Source organism: Propioniciclava sinopodophylli, assembly GCF_004324755.1.
GTDB classification, from domain to species: domain Bacteria; phylum Actinomycetota; class Actinomycetes; order Propionibacteriales; family Propionibacteriaceae; genus Propioniciclava; species Propioniciclava sinopodophylli.
Map to the genome: position 1 here is coordinate 39,750 of NZ_SDMQ01000007.1, position 18,784 is coordinate 58,533.

Annotated in this window: 17 protein-coding genes and 1 tRNA gene; 2 read left to right on the forward strand and 16 right to left on the reverse strand. The window is 70.6% G+C overall.

Annotation, left to right across the window (positions count from 1 at the left end; genetic code table 11):
- Window positions 1-29: 29 nt before the first annotated feature.
- From ET989_RS08075 to lysA, 15 genes are all read right to left on the reverse strand, one after another.
- On the reverse strand, window positions 30-824 hold the full coding sequence (locus tag ET989_RS08075; protein ID WP_131168040.1) for a F0F1 ATP synthase subunit delta: 795 nt from the start codon (window positions 822-824) through the stop codon (window positions 30-32).
- The gene (locus tag ET989_RS08080; protein ID WP_131168041.1) at window positions 821-1,360 is read right to left on the reverse strand and encodes a F0F1 ATP synthase subunit B; all 540 of its coding nucleotides are present in this window, start codon (window positions 1,358-1,360) and stop codon (window positions 821-823) included. The genes ET989_RS08075 and ET989_RS08080 overlap by 4 nt, the downstream gene beginning before the upstream one ends.
- A 13-nt stretch (window positions 1,361-1,373) precedes the next feature.
- Window positions 1,374-1,601 (reverse strand): ATP synthase F0 subunit C, encoded by a 228-nt coding sequence (locus ET989_RS08085; protein ID WP_131168042.1) that lies wholly within the window; start codon window positions 1,599-1,601, stop codon window positions 1,374-1,376.
- Between the two features lie 46 nt (window positions 1,602-1,647).
- Complete coding sequence (gene atpB, locus ET989_RS08090) at window positions 1,648-2,472, reverse strand: F0F1 ATP synthase subunit A (protein WP_131168043.1); 825 nt, start codon at window positions 2,470-2,472, stop codon at window positions 1,648-1,650.
- Window positions 2,473-2,598: 126 nt separating this feature from the next.
- The gene (locus tag ET989_RS08095; protein WP_131168044.1) at window positions 2,599-3,045 is read right to left on the reverse strand and encodes a hypothetical protein; all 447 of its coding nucleotides are present in this window, start codon (window positions 3,043-3,045) and stop codon (window positions 2,599-2,601) included.
- Window positions 3,038-4,138, reverse strand: a complete 1,101-nt coding sequence (locus ET989_RS08100; protein WP_131168045.1) for a glycosyltransferase family 4 protein — start codon at window positions 4,136-4,138, stop codon at window positions 3,038-3,040. Before ET989_RS08100 ends, ET989_RS08095 begins: the two co-directional genes overlap by 8 nt.
- A gap of 1 nt (window position 4,139) precedes the next feature.
- A complete protein-coding gene (locus ET989_RS08105) occupies window positions 4,140-4,799 on the reverse strand; it encodes an L-threonylcarbamoyladenylate synthase (RefSeq protein WP_131168046.1) in 660 nt (219 codons plus the stop codon).
- A complete protein-coding gene (gene prmC / locus ET989_RS08110; protein ID WP_131168047.1) occupies window positions 4,796-5,632 on the reverse strand; it encodes a peptide chain release factor N(5)-glutamine methyltransferase in 837 nt (278 codons plus the stop codon). The genes ET989_RS08105 and prmC overlap by 4 nt, the downstream gene beginning before the upstream one ends.
- A complete protein-coding gene (prfA, locus tag ET989_RS08115) occupies window positions 5,625-6,701 on the reverse strand; it encodes a peptide chain release factor 1 (protein ID WP_131168048.1) in 1,077 nt (358 codons plus the stop codon). Before prfA ends, prmC begins: the two co-directional genes overlap by 8 nt.
- Before the next feature lie 73 nt (window positions 6,702-6,774).
- On the reverse strand, window positions 6,775-6,990 hold the full coding sequence (gene rpmE, locus ET989_RS08120; RefSeq protein WP_131168049.1) for a 50S ribosomal protein L31: 216 nt from the start codon (window positions 6,988-6,990) through the stop codon (window positions 6,775-6,777).
- 141 nt (window positions 6,991-7,131) lie between these two features.
- Entirely contained in the window at window positions 7,132-8,961 is a 1,830-nt protein-coding gene (gene rho, locus ET989_RS08125) for a transcription termination factor Rho (protein ID WP_131168050.1), read from the reverse strand.
- 128 nt (window positions 8,962-9,089) lie between these two features.
- Entirely contained in the window at window positions 9,090-10,322 is a 1,233-nt protein-coding gene (locus ET989_RS08130; protein WP_131168051.1) for a glycosyltransferase 87 family protein, read from the reverse strand.
- Entirely contained in the window at window positions 10,306-10,920 is a 615-nt protein-coding gene (gene thrH / locus ET989_RS08135) for a bifunctional phosphoserine phosphatase/homoserine phosphotransferase ThrH (protein WP_131168052.1), read from the reverse strand. Before thrH ends, ET989_RS08130 begins: the two co-directional genes overlap by 17 nt.
- Window positions 10,921-10,922: 2 nt before the next feature.
- Entirely contained in the window at window positions 10,923-12,218 is a 1,296-nt protein-coding gene (locus ET989_RS08140; protein WP_421958216.1) for a homoserine dehydrogenase, read from the reverse strand.
- Between the two features lie 9 nt (window positions 12,219-12,227).
- The gene (gene lysA / locus ET989_RS08145) at window positions 12,228-13,652 is read right to left on the reverse strand and encodes a diaminopimelate decarboxylase (protein WP_131168054.1); all 1,425 of its coding nucleotides are present in this window, start codon (window positions 13,650-13,652) and stop codon (window positions 12,228-12,230) included.
- A gap of 102 nt (window positions 13,653-13,754) precedes the next feature.
- Here lysA and ET989_RS08150 point away from each other — a divergent pair.
- A tRNA-Arg gene (locus ET989_RS08150) sits at window positions 13,755-13,826 on the forward strand.
- Window positions 13,827-13,844: 18 nt separating this feature from the next.
- On the opposite strand, the gene ET989_RS08155 is transcribed toward ET989_RS08150, so the two are convergent.
- The gene (locus ET989_RS08155) at window positions 13,845-14,786 is read right to left on the reverse strand and encodes a lytic transglycosylase domain-containing protein (RefSeq protein ID WP_206662274.1); all 942 of its coding nucleotides are present in this window, start codon (window positions 14,784-14,786) and stop codon (window positions 13,845-13,847) included.
- 174 nt (window positions 14,787-14,960) lie between these two features.
- Here ET989_RS08155 and ET989_RS08160 point away from each other — a divergent pair, with 174 nt between their 5' ends.
- Complete coding sequence (locus ET989_RS08160) at window positions 14,961-18,779, forward strand: multifunctional oxoglutarate decarboxylase/oxoglutarate dehydrogenase thiamine pyrophosphate-binding subunit/dihydrolipoyllysine-residue succinyltransferase subunit (RefSeq protein WP_131168055.1); 3,819 nt, start codon at window positions 14,961-14,963, stop codon at window positions 18,777-18,779.
- Window positions 18,780-18,784 lie beyond the last annotated feature (5 nt).

Sequence of the window (18,784 nt, forward strand, 5' to 3'; positions counted from 1 at the left end):
CTTGCTTGTGATCAGGTCTGGGTTGGCCGTCAGGCCAGCTTGCGCTGTGCGTCGGTCAGACGCCCAGCCACGGTTCCCTCGATGACCTCGTCACCCAGGGTCACGTGCACACCGCCGATGACACCCGGGTCGAGGACGACTCGCAGGTTCACGTCACGGCCAGTTTGGCGGGAGAGTGCGGCCTTGATGCGGGCCTGCTGCTCCTCGGTGAGGGGTCGGGCCACCGTCACGGTCGCCACCGCGCGCTCGCGCAACTCGGCGGCGGACTTCAGGTAGTCCTCGACGGTGAGGTCGAAGGTGCGCTTCCGTGCGGCCACCGCCCGGCGGGCGAGGCTCGCGACGGTCGGGAGCACCCGGCCCTCGATCAGGTCGCCGAGAAGGGCCTGGCGGGCCTCGATCGGCGTCCGACGATCACCGAGCGTGCGGCGCAGCTCGGGGTTGGCGTCCACCAGGCGCTCGACCTTGAAGAGCTGGTCCTCCAGCTCGTCGAGCTGCCCGGCCTCCTGGGCGACGCGGAGCAGGGCGCGGACGCCCTGGCGCTCCAGCGCCGTGATGAAGGACCCGGCGGTGCCCCAGCGGACACGCGCGGCCTCCGACAGCACCGCCACCGTGGCCCCGCTGACGCGGTCCCCGAACAGCGACTGCGTGAGCTGGGACCGCACGGCGTCCGGCGTGGACGGGTCTGTCAGCGCACGGCGGAGGGTGGGCTGGGCGCCCAGTGCCTCCACGACGGCGAACAGCTCGTCGGCCAGGACCTCGGAAGCAGGTTGCGCGTCCAGGACGGCGTCCAAGGCCTTCAGTCGGGACTCGGCGGCTGCGCTCATGCCTGCTCCACCGACTGGGTCTCGAGGTCGGCGATGAAGCGGTCCACCGTGCGGCGGGCGCGCTCGTCGTCATCCAGTGACTCACCGACGATGCGGCCGGCCAGCGTGATCGCGAGACCACCGATCTCGGAGCGGAGCGAGTTCACGGCTGCAGCACGCTCGGCCTCGATCTGGGCCTTGGCATTGGCGAGCAGGCGGCTGCTCTCCTCGGTGGCCTGCTGGCGCATGTCGGCCACGATCGCAGCACCTTGGGTCTTGGCCTCCTCGCGGATGCGCGAGGCCTCCTCACGGGCGCTGGACAGCTGGGCCTTGTACTCCTCGAGCGCGGCGGCGGCTTCGGCCTGGGCGGCCTCGGCCTTCTGGATGCCGCCCTGGATGGCGGCCGTGCGCTCGGCGTACGTCTTCTCGAACATCGGCACGACCACCTTCCACATCACCGCGAGGATGATCAGGAAGAGGACGATGCCGACGTAGAGCTCCTCGGGGTGCTCCGGGAGGAGCGGGCCCAGAGGAGATTCTCCGGCGAGGGGCAGCATGGAGGGCCTCACATCAGCTGAGGACGAAGGCGAGGGCGATGCCGATGATGGCGAGCGCCTCGACCACGGCGAAGCCGATCCACGCGGTGCCCATCATGGCGCCACGGGCCTCGGGCTGACGCGCGGTGCCGTTGATGACCGACGCGAAGATCCAGGCCACACCGAGGGCCGGGCCGAGGGTCGCCAGCGCGTAGCCGATCATGTTGATCGAGCCGTTGATCTCCAGGAGGGAGAGGAGCATGGTTCGTTCCTTTCGGATGGTTTCTTTCTGACGAAAGCTCGTGGGTTTAGTGGTCTTCGGCGATCGCCGAGGACACGTACTGGGCGGTGAGGACGGTGAAGATGTAGGCCTGGATGGAGCCGACCAGCAGCTCCAGGGCAAAGATCGCGAAGCTGAACAGGATCGACACGACACCGGCGACGTTCAGCAGCGGCACCGGGAAGGCGGTGCCCATCTGGTCGGCCGTGCTCAGCAGCATCGTGCCACCGACGACGAACACCACGATGACGAGGTGGCCGGCGAACAGGTTGGCGAACAGACGCAGGCCGAGCGTCAGCGGCCGGACGATGATGTTGGAAAGGAACTCCAGGGGGATGATCAGCGGCCACAGGAACTTCGGGACGCCTGCGGGGAGCGTCGCGTGCTTGAGGTAGCCGAAGAGGCCGTGCTTCTTGATGCCCGCACCGTTGTAGACGAGCCACGCCACCAGGGCCAGGCCCCAGGCGAAGCCGATCTTGGAGAAGGTCGGGAACATGAACAGCGCGAACTGGCCGAACAGGTTGTTCACCAGGATGAAGGAGAACAGCGTCAGCAGCAGCGGCAGATACTTGCGGAACTCAGGGCCCAGGATGTCGCGGGCGATGCCGTTGCGCACGAAGTCGTACGCGAGCTCACCGAAGGTCTGCTTCTTGCCCGGGACGACCGACTGGCCGCGCGCCATCCACAACCAGAACAGGATCACCAGGACGGCACCGATGACGGCCTGGGCGACGTGGTTGTTCACCCAGTCCGGGAGAACTCCCGGGAACAGGGGACGAGAGGCGAAGCTGTGCTCGCCCGGGGGCCATGCGCCGCCCTCCAGCGGAAGGATCAGCCCATCAAGCCCACCCATTGCGCCTCCTTGCATTTCCTTCGCCCGGACAGTCCCCCGGAGCAGGCGCTTGGCGCTCACGACCGGGTGCGTGGAGGACTCTAGCAACGGCCCGGGCGCCGAGTCACATTGATGACACCCTGAGAATTACGACGGATCGTCGTAGACGGGCACCCTCATGCGCGAATAGACGAACAGTTCCAGGACCAGCCAGCCGAGCACCGTGCCCACCACGGCAACGAACAGGGCGACCGGGTCGAGCCACGCCCAGCGCTCTGCGTTCGCCAGCACGGCGGCCAGGCAGACGCCCAGCAGGCTCACCCGGGTGACGTAGGAGGCGAACCACGCGAACAGGACCACCTTGGGCGAGGCGTCCGCCACCGCCATCTGAACGCCGAGCGCGATCGTGTAGAAGACGATCGTCACCGCCGCGCCGATGGCGGCCGTGGCGCCGGCGTTCGGGCCGCCGAGGGCGAGGAACAGCCCGACGATGGTCAGCGCGGCGACGTGTCCCCCGACCAGGCCCGCCTGCAGCAGCTGCTGGGCGCGGCGGACGTGCGGACTGAGCGGACGGCGCCGCCCGGGCTCAGTCATGGAGGGTCCTCCTGCGGGGGCGGAACGTGAGGAGGGCGGCCACCGTCAGGCCGACCGGCAGGACGAGCGCCGACCACCAGGCGTCCGCGACGCCGATCAGCACGACGCCGAACGCGATGACCGCCGACCACAGCCACAGCAGGGCGACGGCCATGCGGTGGGAGTGCCCCAGCTCGAGCATGCGGTGGTGGAGGTGCTGCTTGTCGGCCTGGTACCACAGGCGCCCGGCCGCGGTGCGCCGGATGTAGGCGGTGACCAGGTCGAGGAACGGCAACGCCATCACGGCGATCGGCAGCAGCAGCGGCAGGTAGGACGAGATGAGGACGCCTCCGCTCGGGTTCACCCGCGAGGGGTCCAGCTGGCCGGTGAGGCTGATCATCGACGTGGCGAGCAGGAAGCCCAGCAGCATCGAGCCGGAGTCCCCCATGAACATGCGCGCTCGGTGGATGTTGTGCGGCAGGAAGCCCAGGCACACCCCGACCACGGCGACGGTGAGCAGCGAGCTCGTCGTGGCGCGGACCAGGTCCTGCTCGTAGCTGAGCAGGTAGGCATACACGAAGAACGCCCCGGCCCCGATGCCGACCACGCCGGCGGCCAGGCCGTCGAGGCCGTCCATGAGGTTGATGGCGTTCACGCACACCAGGATGACAAAGACGGCCACCGCGATGGAGGCGACGTTGTCGAGGGCGATGATGCGGTCCGGCAGCGGGATCCAGTAGAACTTCACGCCGTTGAGCACGACGATCCCCGCGGCGAGGGTCTGGCCGGCCAGCTTGGCAATCGCGCCCAACTCGAACAGGTCGTCGGCCACGCCCACGGTGCAGATCAGCAGCGCCGCCCAGAACACGGCCCAGGCGTCGCGCTGGACCAGCTCGAAGCGGCCCAGCCACGGCAGGTTGGTCGCGAGGATGAGCGCGGCGGTGGTGCCCGCCAGCATCGCGATCCCGCCGAAGTACGGGATGGGTGTGGTGTGCACGTCGCGGTCGCGCACGAGCGCCACCGCGTTCCAGCGGAACGCCAACCGCCGCGCCAGGCTCGCCCCGACGTACGTGACGCCGGCGGCGACCAGGAGCACCAGGAGGTATTCGCGCACCTCAGCCCTCGTGCGATTCCTCGCTCTGCTCGACCAGGCCGGGGACGGCCTCGTTGAGCTCCTGGACGGTGATGCGGCCGGCGCGCAGGACGCGGGCCCTCGGCCCGGTCAGGTCGACGATGGTGGACGGCACCGGGCCCGCCATCTCCCCCGCGTCCAGGTACACCGAGCACGCGTCGCCGAGCTGGGCGACGGCGTCCGCGATCGTGAGTGCGGCGTCGTTCCCGTGCACGTTGGCGCTGCTCACGGCCAGCGGGCCGGTGCGGCGCAGCAGCTCGCGGGTGAACGCGTGGTCGGGCACGCGGACGGCGATGGTGTCGCCCCGGTCCCCCAAATCCATGCGCAGGGCGTCGCGAGCGCGCAGGACGACGGTGAGCGCCCCGGGCCAGAACGCCTCGGCCAGCCCGTGCAGGCGGTCGTCGAGGTCCGTCGCCAGCGCGCGCACCATCGCCACCTCCGCCACGAGCACCGGCGGGGGCAGGTCGCGGCCCCGCTGCTTGGCGTCGAGCAGGCGCTGCACGGCGGCCCCCGAGGTGGCCTGCGCGCCGACGCCGTAGACGGTGTCGGTCGGCAGCACGATCACCTCGCCGCGGGCCACGGCCTCGGCCGCCGCCGTGTGGGCCGCCTCGGCGTCCGTGATGTCAAGGACGATGTGGGTCACGGAGCCATCCTGCCACCCCGCCGGGCTGTCACGAACCGTGCCCGCTCGGTGAAGTCGGGATGGTCGGAGACGGCCGTGAACGATCCCTGGCGCACGAACACCCCCGGCGCCGACTCCTCCTGCACCTCGGCGTGTTCGGCGGCCACCCAGCCGCCGGGCCGCAGCAGGCGGGCGGCGACGTCGGCGACCACGCGCATGGCGTCCAGCCCGTCGGCGCCCGACACCAGGGCGAGCGTGGGGTCGAAGTCGCGCACCTCGGCGGGTACGTCCGCCCAGTGCTCGAGCGGGACGTAGGGGGGGTTGGCCACGACGAAGTCGACGGTGCCGTCCAGGTCGCCGAAGGAGTCGGCCATGTCGCCGAGGCGCACGTCGACGTCCAGGCCGGCGAGGTTGCGGACCAGGTAGGCGTGCGCGTCCGGGGAGAGCTCGACGCAGTGGTAGGCGGCGTCCGGGAACTCCGTCGCGAGCGCCTTGGTGATCGCGCCCGACCCGGCGCACAGCTCGACGACGACGGGGCGGGCCGCCCCTGCCAAGCGCTCCAACACCCAGCCGGTCATCACCTCGGTCTCCGGGCGCGGGATGAACACGCCGGGGCCGACCTCGAGCTCGACGGTGCGGAACGGCGCCAGGCCGGTCAGGTGCTGCAGCGGCTCCCCCGCGACGCGCCGCTCGACGAGGGCGTCCAGCCGGGCGCGCTGCGCCTCGTCGGGGGCGCCGGCCAGCAGGAGGCGGCTGGGCTCGGTGCCGAGGACGTGTGCCAGCAGGATGCGCGCCTCGTGGGCCGGGACCCGGCGGGACAGCCGCGCGACGAGGGTCGAGGCCGACTCAGGCACCGGCAGCACCGAGACGCTCGGCCAGGTCTGCGGCCTGCAGGGCCTCGATCACTCCAGACATGTCGCCGCCCAGCACCGCGTCCAGGTTGTGCGCCTTGTAACCGATGCGGTGGTCAGCGATGCGGTTCTCGGGGAAGTTGTACGTGCGGATGCGCTCGGAGCGGTCTACCGTGCGCACCTGCGACCTGCGCGCGCTGGACGCCTCGGCCGCGGCCTGCTCCTCGGCCAGGGCGGCCAGGCGCGCCTTGAGGATGCGCAGCGCGGACGCCTTGTTCTGCAGCTGGCTGCGCTCGTTCTGGCAGGTCACCACCAGGCCGGTAGGCAGGTGGGTGAGGCGGACGGCCGAATCGGTGGTGTTGACGCCCTGGCCGCCCTTGCCCGAACTGCGGTAGACGTCGACGCGCAGGTCGTCCTCGGAGACGTCGAGGTCGGAGTCGTCCTCGACGTCGGGCATGACGAGCACGCCGGCCGCCGAGGTGTGGATGCGCCCCTGCGCTTCTGTCACCGGCACCCGCTGCACGCGGTGCACGCCGCCCTCGAACTTCAGCACCCCGTACGGCGAGGCGTCCGGGCCGGCGCTGGCCGGGCCCTTCACCGCCATCGTGAGCGACTTGATGCCGCCGAGGTCGGACTCGGTGGAGTCGAGCACCTCGACCCTCCACCCACGCGCCTCGGCGTACCTGCTGTACATGCGGAAGAGGTCGCCGGCGAACAGGGCCGACTCCTCGCCGCCCTCGCCCGACTTGATCTCGACGAGCGCGTCGAGGGAGTCGTGCGGGTCGCGGGGCGCCAGCAGCTGGGCCAGGCGCTCCGACGCCGTCGCCAGTCGCTCCTCGAGCGATTGCGCCTCCTCGGCGAAGTCGGGGTCGTCGGCCGCGAGCTCACGTGCCGCCGCCAGGTCCTCGGTGAGGGCGTCGTGCTCGTTCAGGGCCCGGACGACGCCGGTCAGCTCGGAGTAGCGGCGTCCGACCTTGCGGGACAGCGCCGTGTCGGCATGCGTGGCCGGGTCGGCCATCCGCTGCTCGAGCTCGGCGTACTCGGCGCGCAGCGCGTCCGCGTTGGTCAACACCTGGTCTCCCCTCCTTGGGAACGAAAACAACGCCGGGTGCCAGCGTGATGCTGGCACCCGGCGTGCGAAGAAGTCAGTTGCCCTTCTTGGCGCCGTAGCGCTTCTCGAAGCGGGCGACGCGGCCGCCGGTGTCGAGGATCTTCTGCTTGCCGGTGTAGAAGGGGTGGCAGGCCGCGCAGACCTCGGCGCGGATGGTGCCGCCCTTGGCGGTGGAGAAGGTGGTGAACGTGTTGCCACAGGTGCAGCTGACCTGGGTCTCCACGTAGTCCGGGTGGATGCCCTGCTTCATGAAAGTCTCCTTGCGATGGTGTCGTGCCGGGTCGCCGAACGAACAGGGTGGGCCATGGGGCCCGGGCGTGAACCGGCACCGAGGGTCCATGGTAGTCGCACGGGCGCCCCGATCCCAAACCGGGACGCCGTGCGCGCGGAGTCAGTCGTTCGTGGGCGTCGTGCGGCTGATGACGTGCAGGAACTCGAGGTTGGTCTGCGTCTTCTTCAGGCGGTTGATCAGCATCTCGAGGGCGGCCTGGTCGTCGAGGCCGGACAGCACGCGGCGGAGCTTCCACATGATGGCGAGCTCCTCGCGGGTCATCAGCTGCTCCTCGCGGCGCGTGCCGGACGCGACGGCGTCGATGGCCGGGAAGATGCGCTTGTCGGCCATCTCGCGTCGCAGGCGCAGCTCCATGTTGCCGGTGCCCTTGAACTCCTCGAAGATCACCTCGTCCATCTTCGAGCCGGTCTCGATCAGGGCCGTGGCCAGGATCGTCAGCGAGCCGCCGTTCTCGACGTTGCGCGCGGCGCCGAAGAACTTCTTCGGCGGGTACAGCGCGGCCGAGTCGACACCGCCGGACAGGATGCGGCCGGACGCCGGTGCCGCCAGGTTGTAGGCGCGCGAGAGGCGCGTGATGCCGTCCAGCAGCACGACCACGTCGTGGCCCAGCTCGACCAGGCGCTTGGCGCGCTCGATCGCCAGTTCAGCGACGGTGGTGTGGTCGTCGGCGGGGCGGTCGAAGGTGGACGCGATGACCTCGCCCTTGACCGAACGCTGGAAGTCGGTGACCTCCTCGGGGCGCTCGTCCACGAGCACGACCATGAGGTGCACTTCGGGGTTGTTGGCGACGATCGCGTTCGCGATCGACTGCATCACCATCGTCTTGCCGGCCTTCGGCGGGGACACGATCAGGCCGCGCTGGCCCTTGCCGATGGGCGCGACCAGGTCGATGATGCGCCCGGTCATGTTGGTCGGGGTCGTCTCCAGGCGGAAGCGCTCCTGCGGGTAGAGCGGAGTCAGCTTGTTGAACTCGGGGCGGCCCTTGGCCTGCTCGGGGTCGGTGCCGTTGATCGTCTCGACGCGGACGAGCGGGTTGTACTTCTGCCGCTCCCCCTCGCGCTGGGAGCGCATCACGCCGGTGACGATGTCGCCCTTGCGGAGGTTCCACTTCTTGACCATCGACAGGGACACGTAGGCGTCGCCGGGGCCCGGCAGGTAGCCGCCGGTGCGGACGAACGCGTAGCTGTCCAGCACGTCGAGGATGCCCTGGATCGGGGTGAGGACGTCGTCCTCGGAGACGGTCGGCTCGGCCTCCATGCGGCTGAGGTCGGGGCCCTGGCCGCGGTTGTTCCGCTGGCGGTTGTTGCTGGTGCTGTTGCGGTCACGGTTGCGGCGGCGGCGGTTGCGTCGCCCGCCCTGGCCGTCGTCGTCGTAGTCGTTGCGGGACTGGTTGTTCTGGCCCCCCTGGTTCTGGTTCTGCTGCGGGGGGCGCTGCTCGGCCTCGGACGCGGCGGACTCGCCCTGGCCCTCGGCCTGGGCGCCACCCTCGCCCCCGACGTCGCGGTTGCGGTTCCGGTTGCGGCTGCGGCGGCCCGGCTCGGCGGCGAGCGCCTCCAGGCGTGACGCGACGTCGTCCTGGCCGATGGGGGCCTCCGACCGGGACTCCTCTTGGTGGGGCTCCTCGCGGCGCGCCTCGGCCTGCTGCTCGGGCCGGGCGGTGGGGGCCGCCTCGGGGGCGCCTTCGGGACGGCCGGCGCGACGGCGCGTGCGTGGGGCACCCTCGGCCTGGGCGGGGGCCTGCGCGGCTTCCGCGGTCGCCCGCGCCGGGGCGCTGCCGCCCTGGGCGGACCGAATGGCTGCGACGAGATCCGCCTTGCGCAGGCCGGCGGACTTCACGCCGAGCGAGCTGGCGACCTTCTTCAGGTCGGGCAGGAGCATCGAGTCGATGTTGGTCACGAAGGTCCTCTCGTGTTCCCCGCGCGGCACCATGCCGGTCGAGGTGTGCGGCGCAGCGCGAGCCCGAGGCCCGGCAAGCGCCGTAGGTTCAAGGGACAGGTCATCGCCGAATTAACCGGCCGCCCGACCTGTGCAGGCGATCACACGCTCACGTGCGGTGTTTAGCGTAGCACGCCGTCCCCGGCAGCCCGACCCGCCCTGACGCGGCGCGCAGCGACGACGCCGCTGGCCAGCACGAGCACCAGGCCCGCCGCAACGCCGAGGTTGACCACCACCTGCTGGCCAACGTTGTAGGTGGCCTCGACGCCGTCGCCGCCCGGGAGCTGCTTGAAGGGCGCCGCCACGACCCAGATCACGTAGAGGAGGCCGAAGACGCGCAGCCCCCGGGCCAGGTGACGGTCCTGGAGCAGGACGACTGCCAGCGGCACGATCCACACGTAGTGGTGGGACCAGCTGATCGGGGAGGCCAGCAGGCTGGTGATGCCGGCGACGCAGATGGCCAGGCGCTGCTCACCCGACCTGTACACCACCGCGGCAGACCAGATGCCCAGCACCGCCACGAGTGCGCTCAGCACCAGACCGCCCCGGCTGAGCTCGCCGAACAGGCGCGCCCAAGCGCCCATGATCGACTGGTTGGTGTGGAAGATGATGCCCGCGTTGATGCCCGAGTCGCCCGAGGCCAGGCCGCTCCAGTAGTGCATGCTCTCGCGCGGCAGCAGCAGGAACCCGAGACCGGTCGCGGCGACGAACGTGAAGAAGGCGACAAGGCCGGGGCGCGGGCGTCTGGCGAAGAAGAGGGTGGCCGCGACGGTGGCCGGGGTCAGCTTGACCGCAGTGGCCACGCCCACGAGGGCGCCCTCGGGCAGGAACCGCTGGGGCAGGAGGCGGCGTCCGGGCATCGAGTCGAGGACGGCGGCGGCTACCAGGAGCACCCCCAACTGGCCGAAGCCCAGCGTCTCCCGGACGGGCTCGACGAGCCAGACGGCGGCGGTGGCCGCCAGGGACAGCACCCAGCCGGAGAGCCCGAGCCGGTACAGGATGGCCATCAGGAGCAGGATGGTCACGGTGATCCACGCCACCTCGGCGGCGGCGAGCGGGATGATCGCCAGCGGCACGGTCAACAGCGCCGCGAACGGGGGGTAGATCCACGGCAGGCCCTCGGCGACGTAGAAGTCCTGGCCCTGCAGGAGCATGCTGCCGGTGCGGCGGTAGACGTCGAGGTCGATCATCGCCGGCTCCCACGGCACGAAGCTGCCGCCGGGGATGGTGACCGCCGCGATGTGCAGGCCGGAGACCAGCGGAGGCAGGAGCAGGAGCAGCCCCCACAGCACCGAGCGGACGGTCAGGGGGGCGCGCTCGGCGTCGACGCGTGTCGGGTCAGCCTGCGGCGACACGCTCGGCCGCCCGGAGGAACTCGGCGCGCAGTTCGTCGTAGTCGCGGGCGACGGGGTACTGCGGGAACTCGGCCACGACGTTGTCCGGCGGGCTGAACAGGATGCCGGCCTCGGCCTGGCCCAGCATGCCGGTGTCGTTGTAGCTGTCACCGGTGGCGACGACCTGCAGGTTCAGCGACTGAAAGGCCGCCACCGCCTTGGTCTTCTGGTCGGCCTGGCGAAGGTGGTAGGCGACGATGCGGTCGTCGGCGACCTCGAGGTTGTGGCACAGCAGCGTCGGGTGTCCCAGCTGCGCCATCAGCGGCATGCCGAACTGGTAGAAGGTGTCCGACAGGATCACGACCTGGAACCGCTCGCGCAGCCAGTCGAGGAACTCGGCCGCGCCGGGCAGCGGCCCGAGGCCCCCGATGACCTCCTGGATCTGCGACAGGGTGATGCCGTGCTCGTCGAGCACGCGCAGGCGGTGGGTCATCAGCTCGTCGTAGTCGGCGATGTCGCGCGTCGTGAGCCGCAGCGCGTCGACGCCGGTGCGCTCGGCGACGTTGATCCAGATCTCCGGGACGAGGACGCCTTCGAGGTCGAGGCAGGCCACCAGCACGGTCAGGCTCCTTCCACGCGCAGGACGCGCACATCGCCCAGGACGTCGCCGCCCCCGAGCAGTTCGTCGACGACCGCGCGGACGTTGCCATCGGGGGCGCGGTGGGTGGTGATGCCGAGCCGCGCGCCGCTCCCGCCGCTGGTCTGCTCCTGGCGGACGGCCGCGATCGAGACGCCGCGACGGGCCATGGCGTCCGCCACGCGCGAGAGCACGCCCGGCTCGTCGCGCACGGTCATGGCCACGTAGTAGGCCGACACGACCGAGGACGGGTCGGTGATGCCCGGCGTGGAGTAGGCGGACTCGCCGTGGCCGGCCACGCCGCGGACACGGTTGCGGGCCGCGGTGACCACGTCGCCGAGCACGGCGGACGCCGTGGGTGACCCGCCTGCGCCCGGTCCCATGAACATGAGGCGCCCGGCGTTGACCGACTCGATGAACACGGCGTTGTAGGCGCCGCGGATGCCGGCGAGCGGGTGCTCCAGCGGCACCATCGTCGGGTGGACGCCCACGGCGACCGTCCCGTCCGGGGAGACCGAGCACTGGGCCAGCAGCTTGATGACGCAGCGCAGCGACTCGGCGGCCCGGACGTCGTCCGCGGTCACCGACGAGATGCCCTCGCAGGCCACGTCGTCGAGGGTGACGCGGGTGTGGAACGCCAGGGAGGCCAGGATGGCGGCCTTCGCGGCGGCGTCGTGGCCCTCGATGTCGGCGGTCGGATCTGCCTCGGCGTAGCCCAGGCGCTGGGCGTCTGCCAGCGCGTCGGAGAAGGACACCTTGTGGGTGTGCATCTGGTCGAGGATGTAGTTGGTGGTGCCGTTGACGATGCCCTTGACGGCGGTGACGGCGTCGCCGACCAGCGACTCGCGCAGGGGCCGGATGATCGGGATGGCGCCCGCGACGGCCGCCTCGTAGTAGACGTCGACGTCGGCGGCGGCCGCGGCGTCGTAGATCTCGGCGCCGTGCTGGGCCAGCAGCGCCTTGTTGGCGGTGACGACCGACTTGCCGCCCTGGATCGCCGCGAGCAGCAGTTCGCGGGCCGGGTTGATGCCGCCGATCAGCTCGATGACCAGGTCGACGTCCTCGCGCGCGACGAGCGACGGGACGTCGGTCGTGAACAGCGCTGGGTCGATGCCCGGGCGATCAGTCGTCCGCCGGACGCCGATGCCGACGAGTTCGAGCGGGCGCCCGACGCGGGCGCGCAGGTCGTCGGCCTGCTCGAGCAGGATGCGGGCCACCTGCGATCCGACCACGCCGCAGCCCAGCAGGGCCACGCGCACGGGGGCATCACCGAGGGTCATCATGGAAGTTCAGTCCTCACCAAAGCTGTCGTCGAGGCCGGCGTCGAGCGCCAGCAGGTCGTCCAGGGTCTCCCGCCGGATCAACGTCGTGATCCTACCGTCCCGGACGGACACCACCGGCGGGCGCGGGGTGTGGTTGTAGTTGCTCGCCATGGAGCGGCTGTAGGCGCCCGAGGCAGGCACGGCGAGGATGTCGCCGATGCCGGTGTCGGACGGCAGGAACACGTCGCGGACGAGGATGTCGCCGCCCTCGCAGTGCAGGCCCACGACGCGGGAGAGCACCGGCGACTCCGGGCTGACCCGGTTGGCCAGCACCGCCGAGTACTCGGCCGCGTACAGCGCCGGACGGATGTTGTCGCTCATGCCGCCGTCGACCGAGACGTAGCGGCGCTGCTGTCCCCCGCCAAGCTCGACGTTCTTCGTCGTGCCCACGGTGTAGAGCGCGGTGCCCGCGGGCCCGGAGATCGAACGGCCTGGCTCCACCGAGAGGATCGGCTTGTCGAGGCCGAACGCGCGGCACTCGTGCTCGATGATCTCGTCCAGCCCGCGGGCCAGGTCCTGGGCCGTGGCCGGCGAGTCGTCGATCGTGTAGGCGATACCGAAGCCGCCGCCCAGGTTCAGCTCGGGCAGCGTGACGCCGGTGGCCTCCTTGAACTGGCTCATCAGGCGCAGCGTGCGCCGGGCGGCCACCTCGAAGCCGTTCGTGTCGAAGATCTGGCTGCCGATGTGGGAGTGGATGCCCCGCAGGTCGAGGTTGGGGCTGCCGAAACAGCGCACCAGGGCCACCAGGGCCTGCCCGCCGGCGATCGAGAACCCGAACTTCTGGTCCTCGTGGGCGGTGGCGATGTACTCGTGCGTGTGCGCCTCGACGCCCGTGGTGACGCGGATCTGCACCGCGGCCCGCACCCCCAGCTCGGCGGTCAGTCGCTCCAGGCGCGCGATCTCGTCCGGTGAGTCCACCACGATGCGGCCCACCCCCTGGGTGAGCGCGACCCGCAGGAGGGCGTCCGACTTGTTGTTGCCGTGCAGGCCGATGCGGGCGGGGTCGAACCCGGCGCGCAGCGCGACCGTGAGCTCGCCCATGCTGGCGACGTCGAGGTTGAGGCCGGCGTCGTGGATCCAGCGGGCGACGGTGGAGCACAGGAAGCTCTTGGAGGCGTAGTAGACCTTCCAGTCCTCGAATGCCTGGCGCCACGTCAGGGCGCGGCCACGGAAGTCGACCTCGTCGATGACGTAGGCGGGCGTCCCGACCTGCTCGATGATCTCGTTGACCGTCAGGCCGCCGATGCGGATGGCCCCCTCGTCGCCGCGCGCGACGGTGCCGCTCCACAGGCCGTCGACCAGGGTGTTCGCGTCGGTGGGCTTGACGAGCCAGTTCGGGGCGGCGGACACCGCGTCCGCGTGGATCGAGCCGGCGACGTGCATGTGGGTCATGGCCGTCAGTTTCCCAGACCCGCCGGGGCCGCCCGGACGCCCGCCAGCGCTCGGACGCCCGCGCCACCGTGCTACAGTCGTCGTCGGCCCATTCGGGCCAGGGCCCCCTTAGCTCAGGGGATAGAGCACCGCCCTCCGGAGGCGGGAGCGCAGGTTCGAATCCTGCAGGGGGCGCCCTTTCTCTTCAACCACTCAGCGCGGGACGCGCATCGCGTACTCGTTCGCGACACGGGCCACGTCCGCGAGGTACTGCTCCGAACGGTTGTAGCCGATCACCGCATTGCGCCAGCCGCCGGCGTTCCCCATGCCTCCCGAGGCGCACAGGTAGCGCCCGGCCGCCAGGGCCGCGTCGTCGATGTTGTGGGGGTCCTTCGCACCGTCGCCGTTGCCGTCCGCGCCGTAGGAGCGCCACGTCGAGGGGATGAACTGCATCGGGCCGACCGCCCTGTCCCAGGTGGCGTCGCCGTCGAGGGCGCCCTTGTCCGTGTCGGGGATGGACGCGAACCCCTCCCCGTTCAGCGCCGGACCGATGATGCGCGGGTTCGTGCTGCCGTCGGCGGCCAGCCTCGCCCCGCCGTAGGACCCGTGCCGCGACTCGATCTGCCCGATGGCGGCCAGGGTGTTCCAGCCGAGCGAGCACGACGCCTTCTCGCGCTGCAGGGTGAGCGTGGCGGTGGCGTAGGCCTCCAGGGCGCGGCGCGGCACGCCGGTGGCGTCCGCAACCTGGCTGAGCCACGTCGGGTCGGGGCGACTGCCCGGCGGCGGCACCCGCGTCGGCGCGGTGGTGCGGGCCGGTGCCTGCGTCGTCGGCGCGGCGGACGCCGTGTGCGCGGCCGGGGTGGTCGGCGCGGGTTGCGGCACCGGGGTGGGGGTCGGCGTCGAGAGGTCCACCGGGCTGGGCAGCGGCGAGGGCTCGGGCGTGATCAGGACAGGGTCGGCCGGCTCGACCGGAGCCGCCGGCGAGACCGCGGGCGGCTCGGGTGCGGACACGGTCGGCGCAGGGGGCTGCTGCGTCGCCAGCACGCCCCCGATGATGCCGCCGACCACGACGACGACGAGGGCCCCTCCGGCCGCCGCCAGCAGACCCGGGGACCGCGTCGGCGCGGGCCGGAGGTCGGGGGCGTCGGGCTCCATGCCCCCAGTGTGCGCCAGAACACGCGCCGCCGCGAAGTTTCGTCCGGGCACCGGACCTCACCAGCGTTTCCGCCACGCGGCACGGGGAGTTATGGGTCACCGGGAATCCTCGGTACCATCGCGAGCGGGGCGATGTCGACGGGTCGCCTCTGTGCGATCTGATGGAAGAAGGCGATTGTGGCGACGGCGCCCGGCAACAACTCCAACGACGACCTCTCGAACTTCGGGGCCAACGACTGGCTCATCGAAGAGATGTTCGAGGCCTACACGAAGGATCCCAACGCGGTGGATCAGTCCTGGCGCGAGTTCTTCGCCAGTCGTGCCGGGCAGTCCACCCCCGCCCCCGCGGCGGCCCAGCCTGCGTCCGCTCCCCCGGCCCCCGCCAGGAAGGAGGCGCCGCAGCAGGCCGCCCCCGCGGCGCCCGCGCCTGCCCCCAAGGCCGCCGAGGCTGCGCCGCAGAAGCCCGCGACGGAGCCCCAGGCGTCCGCCCCGGCGCCGACGACCACCAGCCCGGCCCCGCAGCCGCGCACCGAGACGAACACGCGCCCGAAGAACCCCGGCTCCGCCGGCGGTCTTTCGGCCAACCGTCCGTCCGCGGTCCGCAAGATCGAGACGTCCGCCGAGCCGACCCGCACCGTGATGCGCGGCGCCCCGATGCGCACGGCCAAGAACATGGATCTGTCGCTGTCCATCCCGACGGCGACCTCGGTCCGCCACGTGCCGATGAAGCTGATCATCGAGCAGCGTGACGTCATCAACAAGCACCTCGCGCGCACCACCGGCGGCAAGGTGTCGTTCACCCACCTGCTCGGCTACGCCATGGTCAAGGCCATCACGATGGTCTCGGACATGAACGTCGCCTACGACGAGGAGAACGGCAAGCCCGTCCAGGTCACCAACCACCAGATCAACCTCGGCTTGGCGATCGACATGCCGAAGCCGGACGGCACGCGCACCCTGATCGTCCCGAACATCAAGGCCGCCGACCAGATGAACTTCCGCGAGTTCTGGCAGGCCTACGAGGCGATGGTCAAGAAGGCTCGCAACAACGAACTCACCGTCGACGACTTCGCCGGCACCACGGCGTCCCTGACCAACCCCGGCGGCATCGGCACGTCGCACTCGGTGCCCCGCCTCATGCCCGGCCAGGGCCTCATCCTGGGCGTCGGCTCGATCGACTACCCGCCGGAGTTCCAGGCGGCGTCCGACCAGCGCATCAAGGAGCTGGGCGTCAGCAAGATCACCACGCTGACCAGCACCTACGACCACCGCGTCATCCAGGGCGCCACCTCGGGTGAGTTCCTGAAGGTGATGCACGAACTGATCATCGGCGACCACGACTTCTATGACGAGGTCTACCTGTCGCTGCGCGTGCCGTACCTGCCGCTGCGCTGGGCGTCCGACGACTCGGCGCACCGCTCTTACGAGCTGGCCAAGGGCACCCGCGTCCTCCAGCTGATCAACGCGTACCGCAGCTGGGGCCACCTGATGGCCGACATCGACCCGCTGGAGTACCAGCAGCGCAGCCACCCCGAGCTCGAGCTCGAGGCGCACGGCCTCTCCATCTGGGACCTCGAGCGCGAGTTCCCCGTGGGCGTCTTCGGCGGCCACGAGAAGGAGACCATGAGGCTGAAGGACGTGCTGGCCCAGCTCCGCACGGCCTACTGCGGCCACGTCGGCGTCGAGTACATGCACATCGCCGACACCGGCCAGCGCCGCTGGGTCGAGTCGTACTTCGAGAGCCCGATCATCCGCTGGGGTCGCGACGAGCACCTCCGCATCCTCGACAAGCTGAACGAGGCGGAGATCTTCGAGACCTTCCTGCAGACCAAGTTCGTCGGCCAGAAGCGCTTCTCGCTCGAGGGCGCCGAGTCCACCATCGTCCTGCTGGACGAGATCTGCGACAGGGCCGCCAACGAGGGCCTTGAGGAGGTCACGATCGGCATGCCGCACCGCGGCCGCCTGAACGTGCTGGCCAACATCGTCGGCAAGAGCTACGGCCAGATCTTCCGCGAGTTCGAGGGCTCCATCGACCCGAACCAGGTCATGGGCACCGGCGACGTCAAATACCACCTGGGCGCCGAGGGCCAGTTCACCTCACTCGCCGGCCGGACGGTCAAGACGTCGGTGGCCGCCAACCCGAGCCACCTCGAGGCCGTCAACCCGGTCGTCGAGGGCATCGCGCGCGCCAAGATGGACGCCGCGGGCACGCTCGAGGACGGCGCAGTCCTGCCCGTGCTGCTGCACGGCGACGCCTCGTTCTCCGGCCAGGGCATCGTCTACGAGACCCTTCAGATGAGCCAGCTGCGCGGTTACAAGACCGGCGGCACGATCCACATCGTGGTCAACAACCAGGTCGGCTTCACCACCGCCCCGTCGGAGTCCCGCTCGTCCATGTACTGCACGGACGTCGGCAAGGCCATCGGCGCCCCGATCTTCCACGTGAACGGTGACGACCCCGAGGCGGTCGCGCGGGTCGGGCGTCTCGCGTTCGAGTACCGCCAGAAGTTCAACGCGGACGTCATCATCGACCTGATCGCGTACCGCCGCCGCGGCCACAACGAGGGCGACGACCCGAGCTTCACGCAGCCGAAGATGTACGACCTCATCGAGCAGAAGCGCTCCGTGCGCCGCCTGTACACCGAGGCGCTCATCGGCCGTGGCGACATCTCCACCGACGACGCTGAGGGCGTGATGGAGAAGTTCCGCGCCCGCCTCGAGGGTGTGTTCAAGGAGGTCAAGTCCGCCGGCGAGGAGGACGACTCCTACCGCAAGGTGCCGTTCTACCCGGCGAAGCTCGGCAAGGAACAGGGCACGTCGATCACCAAGGAGACGATGCAGCGCATCGCCGACGCCCAGGTGACCTATCCCGAAGGCTTCGCGGTGCACCCGAAGGTGCTGCCGCAGATGCAGCGCCGCGCGGAGTCCATCGTGTCCGGCCCGATCGACTGGGCCACGGCCGAACTGCTCGCGTTAGGTTCGCTGCTCATGGAGGGCCGCACCGTCCGCCTCACCGGCCAGGACAGCCGCCGCGGCACGTTCTCCCAGCGGTTCGCCGCGGTCGTCGACCGTGTGACCAACGAGGAGTACATCCCGCTGAAGCACCTGACCGAGGATCAGGGCCAGTTCCACGTCTTCGACTCTCTGCTGAGCGAATACGCGGCGATGGGCTTCGAGTACGGCTACTCGGTGGCCTCGCCGCAGTCGCTGGTGCTGTGGGAGGGCCAGTTCGGTGACTTCGCCAACGGCGCCCAGACCATCGCCGACGAGTTCATCTCCTCCGGCGATGCCAAGTGGACCCAGAAGTCCGGCGTCACGCTGCTGCTGCCGCACGGCTACGAGGGCCAGGGGCCGGACCACAGCTCGGCGCGCATCGAGCGTTGGCTGCAGCTGTGCTCCGAGGGTGCGCTGGCAGTCTGCCAGCCGTCCACGCCGGCGTCCCACTTCCACCTGCTGCGCACGCACACCTATGTGAACTGGCACCGCCCGCTGGTGATCATGACCCCGAAGTCGATGCTGCGCTCCAAGGCCGCGGCCTCGCCGGTCGAGGAGTTCACCGACGGCAAGTGGCGTCCGGCCATCGGCGACGCGTCGATCACCGACCCGTCGGCCGTGCAGACGGTCATCCTCTGCTCTGGCAAGATCCGATGGGAGCTCGTCGCCCAGCGCGCCAAGCGGGGTCTGGAGGGGAAGGTGGCCATCGTCGCGCTGGAGCGCCTCTACCCGCTGCCGACCGACGACCTGGTCGCGGAGCTGGAGCGCTACCCGCACGTGACCGACATCCGGTTCGTGCAGGACGAGCCCGTCAACCAGGGCCCGTGGCCGTTCATGGCCCTGCACCTGCCCGAGGCACTGTCGAAGGGCCTGGGGGGCCGCGAGATCAAGCTCCGCCCGAGCGCTCGTCCCGAGGCGTCCTCGCCGTCGGTGGGCCTGCTCAAAGTGCACCAGGCGCAGGAGAAGGTGCTCCTGGACCAGGCGTTCGAGGGGATCTGATCCAG